Source organism: Aeromonas sp. ASNIH1 (assembly GCF_002934285.1).
GTDB classification, from domain to species: Bacteria; Pseudomonadota; Gammaproteobacteria; order Enterobacterales; family Aeromonadaceae; genus Aeromonas; species Aeromonas caviae.
In genome coordinates, this window is sequence record NZ_CP026228.1 from 3,826,924 (window position 1) to 3,849,369 (window position 22,446).

General features: G+C 63.3%; 18 protein-coding genes and 2 pseudogenes. 13 read left to right on the forward strand and 7 right to left on the reverse strand.

Features of this window, described 5'->3' with window-relative positions:
• Positions 1 to 13 precede the first annotated feature (13 nt).
• The 7 genes and pseudogenes from tyrR to hutW form a co-directional block, all read left to right on the forward strand.
• Positions 14 to 1,561 carry a transcriptional regulator TyrR gene (gene tyrR / locus C2U37_RS18670; protein WP_052815259.1) on the forward strand — a complete coding sequence of 516 codons (1,548 nt, stop codon included), beginning with the start codon at positions 14 to 16 and terminating at the stop codon, positions 1,559 to 1,561.
• A 189-nt stretch (positions 1,562 to 1,750) separates the two neighbouring features.
• A complete protein-coding gene (locus C2U37_RS18675; protein WP_052815260.1) occupies positions 1,751 to 2,299 on the forward strand; it encodes a YfiR family protein in 549 nt (182 codons plus the stop codon).
• Positions 2,296 to 3,525: a diguanylate cyclase domain-containing protein gene (locus C2U37_RS18680; RefSeq protein WP_103858957.1), complete on the forward strand. Its 1,230-nt coding sequence runs from the start codon at positions 2,296 to 2,298 to the stop codon at positions 3,523 to 3,525. Before C2U37_RS18675 ends, C2U37_RS18680 begins: the two co-directional genes overlap by 4 nt.
• A 33-nt stretch (positions 3,526 to 3,558) precedes the next feature.
• Positions 3,559 to 4,047 carry an OmpA family protein gene (locus tag C2U37_RS18685; RefSeq protein WP_043760992.1) on the forward strand — a complete coding sequence of 163 codons (489 nt, stop codon included), beginning with the start codon at positions 3,559 to 3,561 and terminating at the stop codon, positions 4,045 to 4,047.
• Between the two features lie 281 nt (positions 4,048 to 4,328).
• Positions 4,329 to 4,597, forward strand: a pseudogene (locus C2U37_RS18690) (heme anaerobic degradation radical SAM methyltransferase ChuW/HutW); the annotation flags it as partial.
• 85 nt (positions 4,598 to 4,682) lie between these two features.
• Positions 4,683 to 6,020 (forward strand): IS4-like element ISAeme15 family transposase, encoded by a 1,338-nt coding sequence (locus C2U37_RS18695; protein ID WP_041205253.1) that lies wholly within the window; start codon positions 4,683 to 4,685, stop codon positions 6,018 to 6,020.
• A gap of 9 nt (positions 6,021 to 6,029) precedes the next feature.
• Positions 6,030 to 7,145, forward strand: a pseudogene (gene hutW, locus C2U37_RS18700) (heme anaerobic degradation radical SAM methyltransferase ChuW/HutW); the annotation flags it as partial.
• A gap of 60 nt (positions 7,146 to 7,205) precedes the next feature.
• Here hutW and xseA read toward each other — a convergent pair.
• Both xseA and C2U37_RS18710 read right to left on the reverse strand, forming a co-directional pair.
• Positions 7,206 to 8,492 carry an exodeoxyribonuclease VII large subunit gene (xseA, locus tag C2U37_RS18705; RefSeq protein ID WP_442778412.1) on the reverse strand — a complete coding sequence of 429 codons (1,287 nt, stop codon included), beginning with the start codon at positions 8,490 to 8,492 and terminating at the stop codon, positions 7,206 to 7,208.
• Positions 8,493 to 8,675: 183 nt separating this feature from the next.
• Positions 8,676 to 9,575: a DMT family transporter gene (locus tag C2U37_RS18710; protein ID WP_052815263.1), complete on the reverse strand. Its 900-nt coding sequence runs from the start codon at positions 9,573 to 9,575 to the stop codon at positions 8,676 to 8,678.
• A gap of 365 nt (positions 9,576 to 9,940) precedes the next feature.
• On the opposite strand from C2U37_RS18710, the gene C2U37_RS18715 reads away from it, so the two are divergent.
• Positions 9,941 to 11,617, forward strand: coding sequence for an alpha-amylase family glycosyl hydrolase (locus tag C2U37_RS18715; RefSeq protein WP_227263636.1), 1,677 nt, complete (start codon positions 9,941 to 9,943; stop codon positions 11,615 to 11,617).
• Between the two features lie 25 nt (positions 11,618 to 11,642).
• On the opposite strand, the gene tnpA is transcribed toward C2U37_RS18715, so the two are convergent.
• A complete protein-coding gene (tnpA, locus tag C2U37_RS18720; RefSeq protein WP_104452885.1) occupies positions 11,643 to 12,047 on the reverse strand; it encodes an IS200/IS605 family transposase in 405 nt (134 codons plus the stop codon).
• A 57-nt stretch (positions 12,048 to 12,104) separates the two neighbouring features.
• Here tnpA and C2U37_RS18725 point away from each other — a divergent pair, with 57 nt between their 5' ends.
• The 5 genes from C2U37_RS18725 (at position 12,105) to guaA (ending at position 19,760) form a co-directional block, all read left to right on the forward strand.
• Positions 12,105 to 13,331: an RNA-guided endonuclease InsQ/TnpB family protein gene (locus C2U37_RS18725; protein ID WP_104452886.1), complete on the forward strand. Its 1,227-nt coding sequence runs from the start codon at positions 12,105 to 12,107 to the stop codon at positions 13,329 to 13,331.
• Positions 13,332 to 13,475: 144 nt separating this feature from the next.
• Entirely contained in the window at positions 13,476 to 14,924 is a 1,449-nt protein-coding gene (locus C2U37_RS18730) for an alpha-amylase family glycosyl hydrolase (RefSeq protein ID WP_232048251.1), read from the forward strand.
• 797 nt (positions 14,925 to 15,721) lie between these two features.
• On the forward strand, positions 15,722 to 16,357 hold the full coding sequence (locus tag C2U37_RS18735) for a YitT family protein (RefSeq protein ID WP_010674548.1): 636 nt from the start codon (positions 15,722 to 15,724) through the stop codon (positions 16,355 to 16,357).
• A 265-nt stretch (positions 16,358 to 16,622) separates the two neighbouring features.
• Complete coding sequence (gene guaB, locus C2U37_RS18740) at positions 16,623 to 18,086, forward strand: IMP dehydrogenase (RefSeq protein ID WP_010674549.1); 1,464 nt, start codon at positions 16,623 to 16,625, stop codon at positions 18,084 to 18,086.
• A gap of 84 nt (positions 18,087 to 18,170) precedes the next feature.
• A complete protein-coding gene (guaA, locus tag C2U37_RS18745; RefSeq protein WP_010674550.1) occupies positions 18,171 to 19,760 on the forward strand; it encodes a glutamine-hydrolyzing GMP synthase in 1,590 nt (529 codons plus the stop codon).
• A 36-nt stretch (positions 19,761 to 19,796) separates the two neighbouring features.
• Here the strand turns inward: guaA and C2U37_RS24920 are convergent, their stop codons facing one another.
• The 4 genes from C2U37_RS24920 to C2U37_RS18765 form a co-directional block, all read right to left on the reverse strand.
• Positions 19,797 to 20,198, reverse strand: coding sequence for a hypothetical protein (locus tag C2U37_RS24920; protein ID WP_162231286.1), 402 nt, complete (start codon positions 20,196 to 20,198; stop codon positions 19,797 to 19,799).
• Between the two features lie 385 nt (positions 20,199 to 20,583).
• Complete coding sequence (locus tag C2U37_RS18755; protein WP_045524762.1) at positions 20,584 to 20,955, reverse strand: DUF6616 family protein; 372 nt, start codon at positions 20,953 to 20,955, stop codon at positions 20,584 to 20,586.
• Positions 20,952 to 21,734, reverse strand: coding sequence for a HEAT repeat domain-containing protein (locus C2U37_RS18760; RefSeq protein ID WP_052814498.1), 783 nt, complete (start codon positions 21,732 to 21,734; stop codon positions 20,952 to 20,954). Before C2U37_RS18760 ends, C2U37_RS18755 begins: the two co-directional genes overlap by 4 nt.
• Positions 21,731 to 22,261, reverse strand: coding sequence for a MarR family winged helix-turn-helix transcriptional regulator (locus C2U37_RS18765; RefSeq protein ID WP_104452887.1), 531 nt, complete (start codon positions 22,259 to 22,261; stop codon positions 21,731 to 21,733). The genes C2U37_RS18760 and C2U37_RS18765 overlap by 4 nt, the downstream gene beginning before the upstream one ends.
• Positions 22,262 to 22,446: the final 185 nt, after the last annotated feature.

The window sequence follows — 22,446 nt, forward strand, 5'->3', positions numbered from 1 at the left end:
AAGTGTGTGCCGAATGCGTCTTGAAGTCAGCTGTGAAGACCGTCTGGGCCTGACCCGGGAATTGCTCGACCGACTGGTGGAGCACAACATCGATCTGCGCGGCATCGAAATCGATACCTCAGGCATCATCTATCTCAATTTTCCCGAGCTGGAGTTCCGTGACTTTCAGCATCTGATGCCGGAAATTCGCCGCATTCCCGGCGTCTATGACGTCAAGACCATCCCCTACATGCCCTCCGAGCGGGAGCACCACGAGATAGAGGCCCTGCTCAAGGCGCTGCCGGACCTGGTCTTCTCCCTCGACAGCAAGGGGCGGGTGACCCAGGCCAACCAGGCCGCCCTCACCACCCTGGCGTTGCCACCGGACGAGGTGCGCGGCGTGGCGATCGCCTCCCTGGTCAAGGGCTTCTCGTTTGGCCGCTGGCTGGAGTCGGGGGAGATCAAGCCCCAGACCTGCAAGCTCAGCCTCGGCGGCGAGGAGTACCTCGGCGATCTGATGCCGCTGTTTGTGGCCGAGGAGAAGGGCAGGCAGGCTCTGGCCGGCGCCGTGGTGGTGCTCAAGTCCGCCCGCCGGGTCGGCATGCACTTCAGCGCCCTGCACGCGGTGGAAGTGGGGGGCTTTGAACACCTGCAGGCCGAGAGCCAGAAGATGAAGGAGGTGCTGGCCCAGGCGGCGAAGCTCGCGATGCAGGATGCGCCGCTGCTCATCGTCGGCGAGACCGGCACCGGCAAGGAGCTGCTGGCCCGCGCCTGCCACGGCGCCAGCCTGCGCTCCAGCCACCCCTTCATGGCCCTCAACTGCGCCGCCATGCCGGACAACGTGGCGGAGAGCGAGTTGTTCGGCTATGCCCCCGGCGCCTTTGGCAACAACACCGAGGGCAAGCGCGGGGTGCTGGAGCTGGCGAGCGGCGGCACCCTGATGCTGGACGAGATCGGCGACATGTCCCCTCATCTGCAGACCAAGTTCCTGCGGGTACTGCAGGACGGGGTCTTTCGCCGGGTCGGTGACGAGCAGGAGGTGAGGGTCAACGTGCGCTTCATCTGCACCACCCAGAAGCAGTTGCTGGATCTGGTGCACGAGGGCAAGTTCCGGGAAGACCTCTACTACCGCCTCAACGTGCTCAGCCTGGCGCTGCCGCCGCTGCGCGAGCGCAAGGCGGACATCATGGCACTGGCCCAGCAGTTCGTCGCCCGCTTCGCCAGCGAGTTGCAACGTCCCAAGCCGCGCTTTACCCGCAACATGGCCGAGTACCTCACCGCCTACCGCTGGCCGGGCAACGTGCGCCAGCTGCGCAACTGCCTCTACCGGGCCATGACCCTGCTGGAAGGGGACGAGCTCGGCCCCGAGCACGTGGATCTGCCGGTGGCGGCCGATGCCATGCCCCTCATCGACGAGTGGTTCGAAGGGGGGCTCGACGAGGCGGTGAAGCGCTTCGAGAGCCGCCTGCTGGAGCGCCTCTATCCGGCCTTCCCCTCCACCCGCCAGCTGGCCAAGCGGCTCGGCGTCTCCCATACCGCCATCGCCAACAAGCTGCGCGAGTACGGGATTGGCAAGAAGTAGCGGCTGAGCTGCCCGTGGCGTGCGCTGACGCGCACCCCGGGCGGCACTGCGACACCTCGTGACGCACCCTGCGTGCGGGCGGATGGGGCAACCCCCTCGGGCTGATAAGCTCGGTACGACTCCCTTCAGGCTATCCCTTCATGGGCGTCGGCCCACCCCATTGTCGACGTAAACATAAGTGCGGACATCATGCAGTTGTTGTCTTTCATCCGGATTTTTGTGTGGCTGTTGCCACTGGGCTGCACGCTGGTGCTGGCCAATGCGGCCGTGGCGGCGACCTCGGCCGAGCTTCGCAGCGAGCTGGTGCGCCAGACCGTGCTCGACATCCTCAGCTACACCCGCTGGCCCAAGGAGCCTGCAAAGCTTCGGCTCTGCATTGCGGCGCCGACGGAATATGCCGGCGCCCTCTTTGCCATCGAGCGGCAGGCCAACGGGCGCCCGGTGGACGTGCATCGCTACGGGCTCGACGACGAGGCACTGATCCAGCGCTGCGATGTGATCTATCTGGGGGTGCTGGCCCCGGAGCGGCGTCTCCCCCTGTTCGAGCGACTGCAGGGGCACGCCATCCTCAGCATCAGCGAACAGAGCAGGGAGTGCATCGCCGACGCTGTCTTCTGCCTTCAGCCGGACACGGATCGGGTCCGCTTTCGGGTCAACCTGGATGCGCTCGCCCGCAGCGGCGTGCGGGTGCACCCGGCCGTGCTGAAGCTCGCCAAGGCTGACGAGGGCGCACGATGACGACTGCACCCGCAAGCCCCAGGCTCACCCTGCGACAGAGCCTGGGCCGCACCCACATGATGATCTCCCTGACCGCCGTCTGCATGGCGGGCCTGTTCCTGACCATCACGGCGCTGCTGGCGCTGCGCCTCTATGCGGATCACAACCTCGAGCTGGTGGCCCGCGCCATCAGCTACACCTCAGAGGCCGCCGTGGTGTTCGATGACGAGGAGGCGGCGAAAGATGCCCTGGAGACCATCACCTCCCGGGAGGATATCGCGAGCGCCAGCATAGTGCTGCCCGATGGCCAGGTGCTGGCAAGCTGGCGCCGTGCCATCACCACCCCCTGGACTACCCTGGAGCAGCACCTGGCCCGCCTGATCCTGCCGGGGCCGGTGGAAGTGGCCATGGTGCGGGAGAGCCGGGAGATAGCCCGGGTGCACCTGGTGGGGCACGGACAATATCTGCTGCACTTCCTGCTGCAGACCCTGCTGGCGACCCTGGTGCGCCTGTTGCTCAGCATCCTCGGGGCTCTCCACGTGGCGCGCCGCATGCAGCGCTCCATCACGGCGCCCCTCAAGGCCCTGGCCGAGGTCGCCTACAGTGTCAGTCGCCAGCGCGCCCTCAAGCAGCGGGTGCCGGCGGCCAACATCGCCGAGCTGCACGCGCTCGGGGAGGACTTCAACACCCTGCTCGACGAGCTGGAGGCCTGGCAGGCCCACCAGAAGCGGGAAAATGCCAGCCTGCTGCACCGGGCCACCCACGACGCCCTCACCGGCCTGCCCAACCGGGCTCTGTTCGAGGCGCGGCTGGGGCAGGCCATCCAGGGGGATCAGGAGCGCTTCGCCCTGCTCTACCTCGACTGTGATCGCTTCAAGCAGATCAACGACACCCTGGGCCACGGGGTAGGCGACGAGGTGTTGATCGCTCTGGCGCGGCGGGTGCAGCACCAGCTCAGACCGCTGGATCTGGTGTGCCGCCTCGGGGGCGACGAGTTTGTCATCCTGCTCGCCCCGATCCGGGACGAGCACGAGGTGCACGAGGTGATGACGCGGATCCAGCAGGGGATGAGCACCCCTGTGGTATTGAGCGACGGCCGCCACCTCGGGGTGGGCATCAGCATCGGCGCCGCCCTCTACCCCGAGCAGGGGGAGACGGCGGAGGCCCTGTTGCAGTTCGCCGACGACGCCATGTATCAAGCCAAACGACAACGTAAGGAGGAAGAAGCACACAGGAGAACCACGTGAAGTTGAACCGGACATAGTGAAAGGACCATAACAATGATCATTTTGAAGGCGCTAAAAATCGGGCTTGTTGCGCTGCTGCTGGGAGTGCTGGCCGGGTGTCAGAGTGCGCCCCAGGGGCTCACGGCGGAGCAGATCGCCACCCTCAGGGAGCAGGGATTTCAGCTGACCGATGAGGGCTGGACCCTGGATATCTCCAACAAGGTGCTGTTTGCCAACAATGTCGGGGCCCTCACTCCCCAGACCCGCCTGGTGGTGGAGCGTCTTGGCAAGACCCTCATCGGCGTCGGTCTGAACCGGGCCAGGGTGGACGGCCACACCGACTCCAACGGGGAGGCGAGCTACAACGAGCAGCTCTCGCTCAAACGGGCCCGCTCCGTGGCCGATGTCCTGATGTCGGTGGGCATGCCACCTGCGAACCTGGACATCCGCGGCCGGGGTGAAGCGGCGCCCATCGCCGACAACGGCACCGCCGCCGGACGAGCGGAGAATCGCCGGGTCGCCATCGTCATCGACAACGGCTGAGCCATTTTGTCCCTGCGTCGGCATGACGAGGCTGTCTCTGATGTCCGACTGCGTGTGTGATACCACTCTCCTGCCGGGGAGTGGCTCTCTTCCTCCTCCAGCATTGTCCTTCCCTTTCTTCTATTCATCCCGCTGTTTCCGCACCCGCTTCGACGGCGTTGAACCTCCTCCGCTCCTGAGAATCCTGGCTGAGCACCCAGGTCCAGAACTTGATCCAGCACAAGGGTGGCTTTGTTGATATTGGTTATCATTTGCATTATTTGCAGATGGTAGCCACAGTGATGACCCCCCTGTTTACCCCGACCATGACGGGTCTTGCGACCCCGGATCCCCTCGCATTCGCCTTCACCGCCAAGACCTCAGCCCACGCCAGCCGCGGCGGTGCCGGGCCCCTGATGCTCGACGAGGCGGGCTGGCAGGCTTGGTGGCAGCAACCGAGCCAGGCCGAGGCGCGGGCGCTCTACATCCACGTCCCGTTTGCCGCAAGCGCTGCAGCTTCTGCAACTTCTTCGAAAATGGCGCCAATCCGGCGCGCATGAGCCGCTATATGGCGCAATGCTGATCAGTTAAGGATCCATTGACCGATCCTTCTGCTGTAGGACAATCCGGAACCAATCACTGGTTCCGGATTTTTTATGTCTATTGCAAACGATCTGAACGATGTTGTTGAGGCATCTGGCGACATGCTGGCTCGGTTGGCCATTTTTGCCGACCATATTCCCGACGAATGGATTACTGCCGCTGCCGCCTTGTCTGAAAAGGCCACTATCCGCCGACGCCGCTTACCTTCTGATATGGTCTTGTGGCTCGTCGTGGGGATGGCCTTTTTCCGCAATGAGCCCATCTCCGAGGTCGCTCGGCGCCTCAACATCTGTGCAGAAGGGTTGGCCAATGATGCCTTGCTCGCGGACAGTGCCCTGTCTCAGGCCCGTCAGCGACTCGGCAAACAGCCGCTCGAGTGGCTGTTCAAACAGTGCGCCGATGTGTGGGGGCGGGAACGTTATCCTGAAGACCATTGGCACGGTTTACAGGTCTTTGCCATCGATGGGGCCCTGTTCCGAACCCAGGATATGCCTGAACTCAGAGCACATTTCGGCTCGGGTAACACCTCAACCAACCGGCAGACACCCTACCCGATGCTGCGGTTGGTCACGCTCATGAATGTCCGCTCGCATGTCATTGCCAACGCGGCCATCAGCCCGTACCGCAAAGGGGAAATCCCCCTGGCCAGCGAGTTCATTCACTCATTGCCGGACAAGTCAGTGACCCTGCTGGATAAAGGCTTCTTCGGTGCCGACCTGTTGCTGCGTATTCAGGCCGAAGACACCGACCGTCACTGGCTCATCCCGGAACGCAAGGGGCTGGTATACACGGAACTTGAGCGCTATGGCGACGGTGACCGTCTGTTGCAAATGACGGTCTCGCCTCAGGCTCGCAAGAAAAACCCGGCGTTGCCGACACACTGGCAAGTTCGCGCAGTGACCTATGAGGTGGCAGGCAAGGAGAAAACGGTCTTTACCTCCCTGCCCGTGGCGCGATTCAGCGCAGCTCAGGTGGCGACCCTGTACCACGAGCGCTGGGAAATCGAGCTGGGATACCGGGATATCAAAAGCGCGATGCAGCACAACGCCATCACGCTGAGAAGCAAGAAAGTGGACTTGGTCTATCAGGAGCTGTGGGGATTGCTGCTTGGATACAATCTGGTCAGGCGGGAGGCCAGCCAGGCCGCCGTAGCCCATCAGCGAGCGCCCAATGAGGTGAGCTTTAAGTTTGCCTGTCAGTTCATCGCGAACCAGATGGCAGTGATGGCGGGCGCGTTATCGCCAGCCCATACGCCACGGAGGTTGGCGGAGTTGCGGGGCTGCATAGGCGTCATGTTCATAGAAAAACGCCCCAGGCCATCGAGACCCAGGGCGGTGAAGATATCAAAGACCCGTTTTCCGGTAAATCGCAATGCGGCTCCGCTTAAGTGAACAGCATTGCGCTATATGGCGGCCCTCTGCGAGCAGCTGACCAGGGCGGCCAAGACCCCCTTGGTGCAGAGCCAGTCCTTCTCCGCCGTCTATGTGGGCGGGGGCACGCCCACCGACATGGCGGCGGGCGATCTGGCTCTGCTGGCCAATGCCATTGGTCGCTTCCCCCTGACTTCGGATGTGGAGCTGACCCTGGAGGGGCGCCTCAACGGTTTCGATGACGCCAAGTGGGAGACCGCGCTGGCGGGGGGCTTCAACCGCTTCTCGTTCGGGGTGCAGAGCTTTGATACTCGCGTGCGCCAGCAGGCGGCCCGCTTCGACGACAGGGAGACCCTGTTGGCCCGGCTAGGGGCGTTGACCCGCCACGACGAGGCCGTCATCGCGGCGGATCTCATCTTCGGTCTGCCCGGCCAGGACGACTTCGTGTGGCGCCAGGACGTTGCGGACGTGATGGCGAGCGGCGTGCACGGGGTGGATCTCTACCAGCTCATCGCCATGGCGGGCACCAACCTGGCCCGCGCCGGGGAGAAGGGGACATTGGGCTGGGCCGCCGATGGCCCGCAGCGGGCTGCCATGTATGCCCAGGGCGCCCAAACGCTGGAGGCGGGAGGCTGGCAGCGCCTCTCCTGCAGCCACTGGCGGCGCACCCCCGCCGAGCGCAGCCGTTACAACCAGATGGCGAAGTGCGGCGCCGAGATCCTTCCCTTCGGGGCGGGGGCGGGGGGCAACATTCACGGCCACGGCCTGATGCAGGGGCGGGATCTGGCCGCCTGGCACGAGGCGCTGGCCGAAGGGCGACGCCCCCCAGGCATGGTGATGGGGCAGACCCCCGATGTGCGCATCGACGGTCTGCTGCGGGGAGGCCTGGACGCGGGCTGGCTGGATCTGACGTGCCTGCCTGCGCCGCTGCGGGCCCATTTGCTGCCGCTGTTCGAGCGCTGGCAGGCGCACGGACTGGCCGAGCTCGGTCAGGAGCGCCTTGAGCTCACCCTGGCGGGACGCTTCTGGAACGTCAATCTGCAGGCCGGGCTGTTTGAATACGTGCAACGCAACCCGCTGGCGGGGGAGCAGGGGGGCGCCGGGTCATCCGGCAACCGGGCGGCGGTACACCCCACCTTGGTGTAGAGGGTGGGAGAGGGAGGTGAAGTGCAGTGCAGCGGGGGCGCCATGAGTGCCCCCGCTGGGTTAGGGGTTGTGCACCTCTTCCACGCGCACCCGCAGCTGGCCCTCGGCCAGGGTGGTGACCAGGGGCTGGCCGACGTTCACCTGAGCGGCGCGGCTGATCACCTCGCCGGTCGGGGTGCGTACGATGGCGTAGCCGCGTCCCAGGGTGGCCAGCGGGCTGACCCCGTCGAGGCGTGCGCTCAGCATGGCGAGGCGGTGTCCGGCCACATCCTGGCGCCGGGCAATCAGGGCATGGAGCCGCTCCTCCGCGAGCTGGTGGCGGCGCTTGCCGGCGGCCAGCAGCTTCTCGGGGCTTTTGGCCTGCAGGCGCAGCTCAAGATTGGCCAGGCGTCGCTCCCCCTGATGCAGGCGGCTTGCCAGCAGTTGCTGCAGGCGGGCGGACAGCTCGTCGAGGCGCTGGGACTGCTGCTCCAGCCGGCGCTTGGGATCCTGGTGGTCGAGCCGCTTTTGCAGCAGGGCGAAGCCGTGGCGGGCGGCGGTCTGGTGGCGGTTCATGGCCTGGGTGAGCCGCTGGCGCAGGTGCACGAGGCGCTGGGCGCGGGCACTCCTGTCCGGCGCCACCAGCTCGGCGGCGGCGGAGGGGGTGGGGGCGCGCAAGTCAGCGGCAAAGTCGCTGATGGTGACGTCAACCTCGTGACCCACGGCGCTCACCACGGGGATGGCGGAGCCGTGGATGGCACGGGCCACCGCCTCCTCGTTGAAGCACCAGAGATCCTCCAGTGACCCGCCGCCGCGCCCGACGATGAGCACATCCACCTCGGCGCGCCGGTTGGCAAGCATGATCGCCGAGACGATCTGGGCGGTGGCGGCGCTGCCCTGCACCAGGGTCGGGTAGATGAAGACGGGCAAGTCCGGGGCGCGGCGGCGCAAGACGGTCAGCATGTCGTGCAGGGCGGCGCCGGTGGCCGAGGTGACCAGACCCACGGCGCGGGGCTCGCGGGGCAGGGGGCGCTTGGCCCCCTCGTCGAACAGCCCCTCGGCCCCGAGGCGGCGCTTGAGCTCCTCGAAGCGCAGGGCCAGCATGCCGTCCCCGGCGGGTTGCATCGACTCGATGATGAGCTGATAGTCGCCCCGGGGCTCATAGAGGGAGACCCGGGCCTGCACCAGCACCTGCATGCCGTCCTGGGGGCGGAACGGCACCCGGCGGTTGTTGCCCTTGAACATGGCGCAGCGCACCTGGGCCGACATGTCCTTCAAGGAGAAGTACCAGTGGCCCGAGCTTGGCATCGCGAGGTTGGAGAGCTCCCCGGTCAGCCACACCAGCCCCAGATCCTGCTCCAGGATCATGCGCACGGCGCTGTTGAGGCGGGTGACGGTAAAGATCTGCTGCTTGTTCTGGCTGGATTGGTTGAGCTGATTCAAGGCTGGCCCTGCTGTGGTGTCCGCCGGGGCGGGAGAAACGATGGGGGCCATCTTACCCCAGTTGTGCCCATCTGCCGAGCCATGGGGCCCGACAGATGAGGCTTTGCCCTACTCCTGCGCCCTGGCCGGCTTGGCGTGGCTGGTCACCAGCCAGACCGCGAGGCAGACCACGGCGCCGCCGAGCACGAAGCCGCCGGTGAGGGTTTCGCCAAGCACCAGATAGCCCCAGAGGATGCCGAACGGCGGGATGAGGAAGGTGACCGTGAGGGAGCGCAGGGGCCCGATGTCGGCGATCAGCCTGAAATAGAGCAGATAGGCGAAGGCGGTGCAGAGGAGCCCGACCGCCAGCACGCTGGCCCAGACCCCAGGCTGGGCCCAGTCGACGGCGGGCCCGCTCGTCAGGCTGTAGCCGAAGAAGGGGAGCAGGAAGAGGACGGCCCCGATCTGGCTGCCGAAGGCCACCAGCTTCGCGTCCAGTCCGCCCCGCTCGGTGATCCAGCGCCTCGTCAGGAAGCCAGCGCAGCCGTAGCAGGCGGTGGCGATGAGGCAGGCCAGCACCCCGATGGCGAGCTGACCGCTCAGGTCGACCTCCCCCGTGGTGGTGATGAGCCCGATGCCCACCAGCCCCAGCATGACCCCGGCCCACTTGCGCAAGGTCAGCTCCTCGTGAAAGAAGGAGAAGCCAATGAGGGCCCCCATCAGCGGCGTGGTGGCGTTGAGGATGGCCGAGTAGCCGGCGGGCAGCCAGAGGGCCGCCACGGCGTACATCAGGAAGGGCACGCCGGAGTTGATGATGCCGAGCACCATGATGGCTTTCAGCTTGCCGTGAAACTGCATGGGGGTGCGCAGCAGCAGGAGCATGGCGGCGAGCCCGACGAGGGCGAAGAAGACCCGCAGGAAGGTGGTGTTGATGGAGCCGAACGCCGGCGCCGCGATGCGCATGAACAGGAAGCTGGCGCCCCAGATGGCGGCCAGCGCCAGCAGCCTCCCATAATCCGATGGTCTCATCGTCTCTCCTTGAATGAGCCGCCCGGTGCCCGGGATGGCAAGGGCGGCCCTGCATCATGGCGGCAAGAGCCCCCAATGGCAACGGCGCCGTGCAGAGCGCTGATCCTACCCCCCGATACGGCCGTCACGGGGAGCGCCTCTCTATCCTGGGAAGTTCGACCCCATGCCCAGAAATGAAAGCGCTATCAATCACATACAGCTTATTTCCTGGTCTATGGCGGTCACATTTCGCACCTTATGGCCACGAATCGACCACGGCGACTTCTAGACTGGTCGGGCTCATCTGAAGGCGGGACGTCGCGGATGGGGGAATGCCGGGGCACACCGGCATCACACACAACACAATGAAAAACAAAGGACTATCAATGGCTAGATGGATACTCGTGGCCGGAATGTTGGGGACCATGATCACGCCGCCCGGGATGGCGGCGGAGTGGTTCTTCCGGGGCACCGCAAATGGATGGGCGGCGACCGCCATGGCGTCGACCGACGGCGTCAATTTTGAAACCTGCCAGCGCTTCGTGAGCGGCGACGCCAGTGGCGGGCCGCGCTTCAAGATAGACAGGTACGGCAACTGGCAGCAGAGCTACCCGGCGGCCGACTACGGGGTCAATGCCAACACGGCGTACCAGATCCGCATCAACGCCACGACCCAGGCGGTGAGCACGACGGCGGTCGCCAGTTGCGAGGCCTCGGGGTTTGCAAGCACTCTGCCGCAGCTCAATGTGCGCGGCACCTTCAACGGCTGGGCCAGCCTCCCCATGACCCTGATAGGGGATCACCTGTGGCAGGCCGAGGCCTACATGGATGGCAAGGCGAGCCAGCGCCTGAAGTTTGATCAGGCCGGCGACTGGGCCATCAACTTCGGGGACAGCAACGGCGACGGCGACATCTTCTGGAACGGCACCGGCACGGTGCGCATCCAGGTCAATGACCAGACCCTGGCCTACAGCATCGTGCCGCTTGGGGATGACAACCAGCCGCCGCTTGCGGTCATCACCCCGGGGGGCACGGTGAACGTGGCCCAGGGTGCGGCGCTCACCCTGAGCGGCAGTGACTCCACGGATCCCGACGGTCAGATAGCGAGCTATCTGTGGAGCAGCGGCGAGACCACGGAGAGCATGGTCGTCAACACGGCACAGACGGGCACCTTCACCTATGGCCTCACGGTCACCGACGATCAGGGGGCCAAGGGCAGCAGCAGCGTGAGCGTGGTGGTGGCCGCCGGACAGAGCGGCGACAGCTGGTACTTCCGCGGTACCCCCAATAACTGGGGTCTCACCCCCATGACAACCGAGGATGGCACCACCTTCTGCACCGAGCAGGCGTTTGGCAGCAGCAACCCCCGCTTCAAGATTGACCACAAGGGGGACTGGACCGAGGCCTATCCTGCCCAGGATTACCTGGTCAGCGCCAACACCCGCTATCGCATCTGCTTTGACAGCCAGCGCAAGGTCGTTGAACTCGAGACCCTGGCGGGGGCAGATGTGCAGGCCCCCACGGTGACCGCTACCCCGGCGCCGGGGAGTTATGTGGACAGCCAGTCCATCACCCTGGGAGTGAGCGACGATCAGGACGCCGCCCCCGCCGTGCATTTCACCACGGACGGCAGCCAGCCCACCACGGCGTCGGCCTGTTATGCAGGCCAGCCCCTGGTGGCGAACGACAAGGGGAGCGGCACGGACCTGGTGATCCGCACCCTCGCGGTGGACGAGAGCGGCAACCAGCGGGAGCAGCGCTTCGAGTACCGTATCGGCGAGCAGGGGGTGGCGAGCGGCGATTTTCGCGCCGAGAGCATCTACTTCCTGCTGACGGCCCGCTTCTATGACGGCGATGCCGGCAACAACTACCATAACCGGGATCGCTACAAGGCGGGGGATCCCCAGTGGCGTGGCGACTTCAAGGGTTTGATCGCCAAGCTCGACTACATCAAGGATCTCGGCTTCACCGCCATCTGGGTGACGCCGCCGGTGGAGAACCGCTCCGGCCTCGACTACCACGGCTACCATCTTAAATGCGAAAGGGGACTCCCTCCGACGTAGGTGGGAGGGGAATTTCGCCGGGGCGTCAGCCCCGCTGGTTTTGAATGTATTGCTTGATCACCTCTAACGGCGCACCGCCGCAAGAGCCCGCAAAGTAAGAGCGTGACCAGAGTACGGGTTTGCTGTAAGCACCCCTCAAGTCCAGAAATTCATTACGCAGTCGCCTTGATGTGACCGCCTTTAACGAGTTCACCAGCACCGATAGCTGCACTGTTGGGCCGTACTCTATCAGCATGTGAACATGATCAGCCTCTCCGTCACACTCTTTCAGTTCCGCACCAAAATCTCTGCAAACCTCTGCCGCACACTGACTGAAGGAAGCGTGATGCAGATCCCCCAATATCGGCTTTCGATACTTGGTGATAAACACCAAATGTACGTGCAAAACGTAGGTCGCATGGCGTGATTTATTAATTTTAGTGAATTGCATTCTGTCACTCAATCGGGCTTAATAGATATGGCAATAATGCTACACACTGAGCGCTAAATGCAAATTCTGAAAGCCTACAAGTTCCGACTCGAACCGACCGCCCAACAAGCGCAACGCCTGCGCCAGTTGGGCGGTTGTGCTCGTTATGTCTGGAATCACGGGCTGGCAGAGACAAAGCGCATTCTGGATGCTGGCGAAAAACTACCTTCTGCCTTTGAGCTGAACCGGATGCTCACCAGTTGGAAGAAAGACCCAGAAATGGCCTTTCTGACCGAGGCATATACCGACAACCTCCAGCAGAAACTCAAAGACTTGCACGGCGCGTGGATGCGCTGCTTTGATAAAAAACTCGCCGCCAAGGCTCCCGTTTTCAAGAAGAAAAGCGACAACCGCGACTCGATCCGCTTCGTCAACTTTGACAAGTATTGCCGCCTTGAAAAAGGTCGCGTGAAGCTGCCTGCCGGGCTGGCGTGGGTCAAGTTTCGCCAGTCCCAGCCAGTTGAAGGAAAAATTAAAAACGCGACCGTCAGCCAAGCAGCCGGGGATTGGTATATCTCCTTTCAGGTCGAGCAGGAGACGTCCGAGCCAATTCACCCCTCCGGCTCAATGGTCGGGCTGGATGCGGGGATCGCCAAGCTCGCAACCCTGTCAGATGGCACGGTGTTTGAGCCCGTCAACAGCTTCAAAACCAATCAGACCAAGCTGGCAAGGCTCCAACGCCAGTTGAGCAAAAAGGTAAAGTTCAGCAGCAACTGGAAGAAACAAAAAGCCAAGATCCAGCGGCTGCACTCACATATCGCCAACACCCGCCGCGATTACCTTCACAAGGTCACAACGACTATCAGCAAAAACCACGCGATGATCGTCATTGAGGATTTGAAGGTTGCCAGCATGTCAAAATCAGCAGCGGGCACGACCAGTCAGCCGGGGCGCAACGTCCGGGCAAAATCAGGGCTGAATCGTTCGATATTAGATCAGGGCTGGTTTGAGCTGCGCCGCCAGCTCGAATACAAGCAGGCATGGCGAGGTGGTCAGGTGTTGGCGATAAACCCGGCCTACACGAGCCAGCAGTGCGCCTGTTGTGGGCATACTGCGAAGGATAACCGCCAGACGCAAAGCCAGTTTAAATGCGCTGCGTGTGGTTATGAGGCGAACGCCGATGTGAACGGCGCTCGCAATATTTTAGCGGCGGGACACGCCGTTTTAGCCTGTGGAGGCGCGGTGCAATCAGGCCGCCCGATGAAGCAGGAACCCGGTACTGCGCGAGCAGCTATCACCCAGTAATGGGGATCCCCCTCCTGTGACGCGAAGCGCTAAGGTGGGGGAGGATGTCAAGCCTACGACTTCTACCGGGTCGATCCCCGTCTGGAGTCGCCGGGGGCGGGTTACCGGGAGTTCATCCAGGCGGCCCACGCCAAGGGGCTCAAGGTGATCCAGGACGTGGTGCTCAACCACTCGAGCCAGTACGGCCTGCGCGGCAAGACCTGGATCGATCGCCTGCCCGTCAAATACTACGTACCGGCGGGGTCGAGCCAGGGACTCATCAACAATGGTCCCTATCAGGGCAATCTTGGGGACTACGCCAGTGCCAACCGCTGTGACGACGACAACCCGGCGGCTCCCGACTGGTACAAGGCCCGCTGCCAGTCGGATCCGGCGGGCACCCAGCCCCTGGTAGATCCCAAGACCGGCGCCACCGTGCCGAGCGCAGGCTACAACCCCAACCGCTTCTTCGGCATCGACGCCCAGACCCTGGATCCCGCCTGGTATCACCTGGACGGTTTCATGTCCGGCGGTGACTGGGAGAGCCCGCTTGCCCTGCAGCGCAAGCACATGGCGGGGGACTGCATCGACTTGGCCACCGGCAACCAGAACGTCAAGGACTACCTCAACGGCGCCATTCGTCAGTACCTCGACATGGGGGTCGATGCCATCCGTATCGATACCTTGAAGCACATCGAGCGGGACGAACTGCTGACCTATGTCCACGACTGGCAGGCCCACAAGCCGGGGCTGTTCGTCTTTGGCGAAAACCTGGTCAAGGGCACCGGATGGGGCTCTGAGCTGGCCAACGACAATGCCTCGGCGGTGATCCGCCCCTGGTGGTATACCCGCACCACGGCCAACCCGGCCAATCCCCGTGCAGGGGGCGATTCCGGCCTCTCGGTGCTGGACTTCTCACTGTTCTCCACCTTCCGTGACAACGTCGCCCGGGGGAACTTTGGCGGGGTAGGGGGGATCTTCGCCATGGACTGGGTCTATGGGGATGCCACCAAGCTCATCACCTTCTTCCAGAACCACGACGTGGGGCCGGACAACGACTTCAAGTACCGCTACGGCGGGGAAGAGGGCAATGCGGCCATGACCTACAACCTGCTCTGGACGGCGCGGGGGATCCCGACCCTCTACTACGGGGAGGAGGTGATGTTCCAGGCGGGCAAGCCCCAGGACATCGACGGGGCCACCATGACGGTGGATCAGACCGGTCGTGCCTACTACGGGGAGGTGCTGGACAACCCCGCCACCCCGAGCCACCCGCTCTATCAGCACATCAAGCGCCTGAACCAGATCCGCAAGGCGGTGCCCGCCCTGCAAAAGGCGCCCATGAGCCAGGTGAACGAGTGGGGGAGCGGCATCAGCTTCGTGCGTGATCTGAGCGCCCAAGGGAGCTACGCCGCCGTGGGCCTTGCGGCCAACTCGGCCCAGCAGATAAACCTGAGTGGCCTGAAGAACGGCACCTACACGGACGCGGTAACCGGTGCGAGCCAGAGCGTCAGCAACGGCAGCCTGAGCTTTGCGGTGCCCGCCTATTCGGCGCGGGTCTGGGTACTGAACGGCCCGGGCAAGGTCGGTGCTGACGGCAAATACCTCAAGTAAGGAAGCCCTGTCACAGGGAGCAGCGAGTCGGCCTTCGGGCCGACTTTTTTATTCTGCCTTCTGCCTATGCCTGAATGGATGCCCCATCCTGATGGGACTCTGGCTGGGGGGGCTGGTGGATGGGCAGGCCTGTGGACTCGCGACCAGCACGCTCATGGGAAGGGGGCTAGAGGGAAGGGAAGTAGTGCATCCGCCGCTCGAGTCACTTCATGCTCTGCATATTGCAGTGCTCGTGGCAGTGAGCAAAGCGGTGCCCATGTCGCCTTTGCGCCGCGGTGCAAGGCAAACTGTGCCACTCGGTTGATCTATATTGGTGCAATTGCACTTTATTGGTGCGCTCCATCCACATCCGCCCCTGGAGCCCGCCCCGAAGAAACACGCCGTATGGCCCTCGGGCTTACCCCATGACAGGCATCATCCATGCTGAAAAGCGGCATCGTATCGACATGATCTGCCGAAAAAACGGGCTGTGAAGGGGATACCACGAGGCCTTTCTCGGTGACTCGGGTAAACATGCTGCGCCACTGTGATGGCCGATCACTGAAGTGGTGCATTCGATCTGCACATTGCGCATTTATCAGAATTTAAATCCGATTATTTATGGTATCGCGGACTCTTGTTTTGATTGGCGCTCTTTTTGCTGTGCCTTGTCATCCCCACGATGGCGACATAAGGGGGCGGGGGACGCAAGATTGGGGGGTGGGGACGGCAAGGTGAACGGGCCGCCGCCATCAGCCCCAACGCGGCCTGGTTGTCGGGCAACGGATGCCACCATCACATCGGATCTAAGGAGTCATATGGAAGGTGAAATGACCATGCAGCCAGCGGCTGCGGGCAGGGGGCTGGCCCATACCCTCAAGGACGATGTCTACGGCATGGTGCTCGGGGTCATGTTTATCGCCGTGGGGCTCAATCTGCTCAAGTGTTCCGGCATGATCACCGGTGGCATCGCGGGCATCGCCCTGCTGATCGCCCATGTCAGCACCCTGCCCATCGGCGTGCTCTTCTTCCTGGTGAACCTGCCCTTCATGGTGTTCTGCTACGTCACCATGGGGCGCGCCTTCACCCTCAAGACGCTGATCGTCAACGTCGCCCTCTCGGCGGCCACCCAGGCGGTGCCGCTGCTGCTAACGGTGAGCTATGTCCATCCCCTGTTTGCCGCCCTGGTGGGGGGAACCTTCCTCGGCATGGGGGTCTTGTCTCTGGCGCGCCACAATGCCTCCGTGGGGGGCACCGGCGTGGTGACGCTCTGGCTGCAACGGCGCACCGGCATCAATGCGGGAAAGAGCCAGATGGTGCTGGATGTGCTGGTGTTTGCGCTCTCTCTGCTCACCCTGCCGCTTCCCCTGCTGCTCTGGTCAACCCTGAGTGCGCTGGCCATGAACGCCATGCTGATGAACTGGCACAAGCCGGGCCGCTATCAGGGGAACTGACCGCCGGTCTGGCTGACGGCTGTGAGTGGAAAAAAGGTCGTTCCGGGAGACTGGCGGCAGAAAGGGGCTCAACGGCAAAAAAGATCATCTTGTCGGGAAAAACGGCATGGTTACGGCTGAATTTATTGGTTTTTTGCCCTGTTGGTGGCGTTAAATCGGGCTACGCCATAAAAAATTCAAAAAACTTCTTTACCACTGCCCAATGCATGAGTAAAATTTGTCGGCAATATTTTACACCCCCACTCCTCAACGGTGAGATATTGCCATGCTCAGGATTGCCAAAGAAGCGCTGACCTTCGACGATGTACTGTTGGTTCCAGCCCACTCCACTGTTCTCCCCAATACCGCCGACCTGCGTACCAAGCTCACGTCTGCGATCACGCTGAATATCCCGATGATCTCCGCTGCCATGGACACAGTGACCGAAGCCCGTCTGGCTATCGCACTGGCCCAGGAAGGCGGTATCGGCTTCATTCACAAGAACATGTCCATCGAGCAGCAGGCTGCCGAAGTGCGCAAGGTCAAGAAGTACGAGAGCGGCGTGGTCAGCGACCCCGTTACCGTGCGCCCTGACATGACCATCGCCCAGATCAAGGAGCTGAGTCACAAGAACGGTTTCGCCGGTTACCCCGTGGTGACTGACGGCAACCAGCTGGTGGGCATCATCACCGGCCGTGACGTGCGCTTCGTCATCGATCTCTCCCAGACCGTCGAACAGATCATGACCCAGAAAGATCGTCTGGTGACCGTGCGTGAAGGGGCCCCTCGTGAAGAGGTGGTGGCTCTGATGCAAAAGCATCGCATCGAGAAGGTGCTGGTGGTCAACGGCGACTTCAAGCTCAAGGGCATGATCACCGTGAAGGACTTCCAGAAAGCCGAGCGCAAGCCCAACGCCTGTAAAGACGAGCGTGGCCGTCTGCGGGTCGGTGCCGCCGTCGGTGCCGGTGCCGGCAACGAAGAGCGCGTCGCCGCCCTGGTGGAAGCCGGTGTGGACGTGCTGCTGATTGACTCCTCCCACGGCCACTCCCAGGGCGTGCTGGATCGCATCAAGGCGACCCGTGAAGCCTATCCTGACCTGCAAATCATCGGCGGCAACGTCGCCACCGCCGCTGGCGCCAAGGCGCTGGTGGAAGCGGGTGTCAACGCCGTCAAGGTCGGTATCGGCCCGGGCTCCATCTGTACTACCCGTATCGTGACCGGCGTGGGCGTGCCCCAGATCACCGCCATCTCCGACGCCGTCGACGCCCTGGAAGGCACCGGCGTGCCGGTGATTGCCGATGGCGGCATCCGCTTCTCCGGTGACGTGGCCAAGGCCATCGCCGCGGGCGCAAGCTGCGTCATGGTGGGCTCCATGTTTGCCGGTACCGAAGAGGCGCCGGGCGAGATCGAGCTCTATCAGGGCCGCTCCTTCAAGTCCTACCGCGGCATGGGCTCTCTGGGTGCCATGTCCAAGGGCTCCAGCGACCGTTACTTCCAGACCGATAACGCCGCCGACAAGCTGGTGCCGGAAGGGATCGAAGGGCGCGTGCCGTACAAGGGCCGCCTCAAAGAGATCATCCACCAGCAGATGGGCGGCCTGCGCTCCTCCATGGGTCTGACCGGCAGCGCGACCATCGACGACATGCGCACCAAGGCCGAGTTCGTGCGCATCTCGGGCGCCGGGATGAAAGAGTCCCACGTTCACGACGTGACCATTACCAAAGAAGCCCCCAACTACCGGATGGGCTGATGAAACGGGGCTCTACGCCCCGTTTTTCCACCCTTTTTTTATCCCGTGCTTTTTGTGACAACATCAGCCTGATGCAGGAATAAAATGACTAAAGACATTCACGCCCACCGTATCCTTATCCTGGATTTCGGTTCCCAGTACACCCAGCTCATCGCCCGTCGCGTCCGTGAAATCGGCGTCTACTGCGAGCTGTGGGCCTGGGATGTAACCGAAGAGCAGATCCGCGAGTTCAACCCGAGCGGCATCATCCTCTCCGGCGGCCCGGAATCAGTGACCGAGGCGGGCAGCCCGCGCGCCCCCGAGTACGTGTTCAACGCCGGTGTGCCGGTGTTCGGTATCTGCTACGGCATGCAGACCATGTCCGAGCAGCTCGGCGGCAAGGTGCAGTCCTCCAACCTGCGTGAATTCGGCTACGCCCAGGTCGAAGTGCTGGGCCAGTCCGGCAAGACCAGCGCCCTCTTGCGCAACATCGAAGACGCCATTGCTGACAACGGCAATGCCCTGCTGGATGTCTGGATGAGCCACGGCGACAAGGTCACCGAGATCCCCGCCGGCTTCACCACCATCGCCCAGACCGCGACCTGCCCCCACGCCGCCATGGCCGACGAAGCCAAGCGCTTCTACGGCGTGCAGTTCCACCCGGAAGTGACCCACACCCGTCAGGGTGCCCGCATGCTGGAGCACTTCGTCAAGGACATCTGCGGCTGCGAGTGCCTCTGGACCCCGGCCACCATCATCGACGACGCCGTTGCCCGCATCCGCGAGCAGGTGGGTGACGACGAGGTGATCCTGGGCCTCTCCGGCGGCGTGGACTCCTCCGTGGTCGCCATGCTGGTGCACCGCGCCATCGGCGATCGCCTGACCTGTGTCTTCGTCGACAACGGCCTGCTGCGCCTGAACGAAGGCCAGCAGGTGATGGACATGTTCGGCGATCACTTCGGCCTGAACATCATCAAGGTCGACGCCGAAGAGCGCTTCCTCTCCGCTCTCGCGGGTATCGACGAGCCGGAAGCCAAGCGCAAGACCATCGGCCGCGTCTTCGTCGAAGTGTTCGACGACGAGTCCAAGAAGCTCAAGAACGCCAAGTGGCTGGCCCAGGGCACCATCTACCCGGACGTCATCGAATCCGCTGCCAGCAAGACCGGCAAGGCTCACGTCATCAAGTCCCACCACAACGTCGGCGGCCTGCCGGAAGAGATGAAGATGGGGCTGGTGGAGCCGCTGCGCGAGCTGTTCAAGGACGAAGTGCGCCGTGTCGGCCTCGAACTCGGCCTGCCCTACGACATGCTCTACCGTCACCCCTTCCCGGGTCCGGGCCTGGGCGTGCGCGTGCTTGGCGAAGTGAAGAAAGAGTACTGCGACCTGCTGCGCAAGGCTGACGCCATCTTCATCGAAGAGCTGCGCAAGGCCGACCTCTACAACCAGGTCAGCCAGGCGTTCGCCGTCTTCCTGCCGGTGCGCTCCGTCGGCGTCATGGGCGATGGCCGCAAGTACGACTGGGTCATTGCGCTTCGCGCCGTCGAGACCATCGACTTCATGACCGCCCACTGGGCTCACCTGCCGTACGACTTCCTCGGCCACGTGTCGAACCGCATCATCAACGAGATCAACGGCATCTCCCGCGTGGTGTACGACGTCTCCGGCAAGCCGCCTGCCACTATCGAATGGGAATAAGCGGTTAACGCCTCTCCCTGAGATCACGCAAAACTGTCAAAAAGGCGCCCTTGAGGCGCCTTTTCTTTTTCCAATCGTTTGCGAGAAAATTTTGCTCCTGGCGAAGGGGATAGAGGCCCTGTTGCCAACGTTGTCATGGTAAGTGCCCGAGTCGATAGGCAGAGCCTCATCTATCGCATCCACACAAGGCGGCAGGCTGTGGTTTCTCCGGGCAGGGGAAAGGCTTTGCTGCATAGCCTCTGAAGGCCATCCACGAGTGTTATGCCCAGAAAGGTAAGTGCCACTGTGTCCAGCATCAAACACTTCTTCAAAATCCCCCCAAGTGATAGCAGGCGCACCAGTTACCGTTTCAAATGCAAAACCACGGTGCCGCTGCCCAACCCGCTCCACGGGGAAGCCATGGTGCAGATCTTCCAATCCCTGGATGGGTCGGCTCATATCACCTCCATCACCCCGATCTGGGTGGGTTGCGGGGAGGGGGAGATCGCCTAACCGGTTTGCTCTAACAACCAGCAATAAGAAAGACGCCTTATGGCGTCTTTTCACCTCTGACTGTTGGTTTGAAAGCACTATGGCGGCGAACCTTTGTCACGACGACCCGGATCTTGCTCACTTGTGCCATCGCGATGGCTCATCACGGCATCAGGAGATATCAGCGTTTTTTGAAGGGAGTGGGAAGGAAGTGGGAAGGGAGCGGGGCTGTGGCGCCGCTTTCCCAGGTGGTGGTGACCTGGGTTTGCAAGGGCAGTGCATGGAAAACAGTGCCACCGGTGTCGGCAGCACTGACGCAAAGCCTGGTGGGATAACGCTCTTTTAGGGGTTATCAGGCCAGGGCGGGGCTGGATGTAGCGGCGCAGGGCAGGGCGGCCAACTGTGCAAGGTGCTCGCCCAGAGAGACCCCGGCGCCGGTGGCGTTGACCGTCTCGAAGTAGTCGTGCCAGCCCGATGCGGCTATCCCCTGGACGAGGGCCTCGATGGCTGCGGCATCCGGCCCGCGCCAGATGGCGAAGAAGGGGTGGGGCGCACCATGGAGGGTGGCAGCATCGGTCTCGCCCAGGGCGATGGGCTCCACCCCGAGGGCGGCGAGGTTGGCCATGCCTGTGCCAATGGCCTCGAAGAACTGCTGACGAGCCGTCTGGCTCAATGCCAGCCAGGCGGGAGTGGGGGTGTAGAGCTCTGTCAGATAGTGGGTCATAGGGGTTCCTTCGGGAGTTGGCCCTTGCGCAAGGTGCGCAAGGCGCGTTGACAAATCCGGGTTGTCGCGGGACTGGGGCTTTCGCGAGACCAGCGCGCGCAGAGGTCAGTGACCCACTGTGGCCTGTCTTTGCTCGCATCGTTCAGCCAGTTGGCAACGGAGTCCTGCACATAGAGGGCGGGATCGGCCTTGAGGGGCTCGAGCAGCATCAGGGCCTGCTCCGGCGCTTGTCGCAGGGACGCAAGATGGGTACACCAGACGCCGCGGGGCCGGGTCGCTTCGCTGGCAAAGCGTCGCAGCCGCTCGGACGGCTCCGCCGTCAAGGGCACCAGGGCGGCAATGGCCGCCTCCAGCTGCGCAGCAATGGTCGTTCGCATTGCGAGCCAGGCCCACTCGCGCACCCCAAAGTGCGGGTCATCGGCGAGGGGGCGAATGAGGGCCAGGCGGTCGCTGAGCGACAGTCCCTCGCTCGCGCCCACCATGAAACAGGCCCAGCCCCGCACGGTATCGGAGGGATGACGGCTGAGCGCCGCAAGATCCCTCGTGCCGTTCTCGGCCAGGAGCAGCCTGGCGGCCAGTGCCATGCGCCGGGTAATGCCCTCCCCGGATGCGGCGTGCATCGATGCCAGCGCCTGGGGCCCGAGCGAAGGCAGGGTGCACTGCATCAGGGCGGCAAAATCCACCGCTAGGCATTCGGTCAGGTTGCTTGCCTCAGCCTCTCCCCGGTTGAGCTGGGCGAGGCGTGAGGGGGCGATATCCGTGATGCGGCTGCGTGTCATGGGTGCTCCTCTGTGGCGGCCTCAGTGCAGCCTGCCCGGGATGAGATGACATTGAGCCAGGCCCGCTTGAGCAGGGCGCTCAGGGTTTCCCGCTCTGCCTGATCGAACCCGGCAAACAGGGAGCCTATCCACTGGCTGTGCTCATCGAGCAGGTGCTGCGCCAGGGCCTGGCCCTGCTCTGTCAGGCGCACCGAGATCTTTCGCCTGTCCAGGCTGTCGCTGTGGCGAGCCAACAGGCCGTCCCGTTGCAGCCCGTCGAGCAGGCCGGTGATGGTGGCCCGTGTGACCCCCGCCTTGTCGGCAAGCTCGTGGGGAGCCAACCCTTCTGGCAGGTCGCGCAGCAAAAACAGCAGCACGAACTTGCCTTCGGAGAGGCGGTGAGGGGCCAGGCGCGCCGCGCACGCCTGATCGATGGCAGCGGCGAGGGTCAACACCTCAAAGCAGACGCGCATGTTTTGGGTGTCCGCGTGTCCGCGGCGCTCTGCATCCTCGAGCAGGGCGAGGTGTTTCTGTTCCAGGGTGATCATGATGGTGAGTCTCGAATGACTTTGTATGGCGCCATACTATATGGCGCCAATCAAATGATCAACCACCCAAGCGCGCGACCGGAATGGTCCATGGCAACGGAGAGCGGGAGTGTGGCGATGGGGGGCCTTTGCAAGAGAAGGCGTTGCAAGAAAATCGGCCATCTTTGGCCGTCATTCCCTATAAT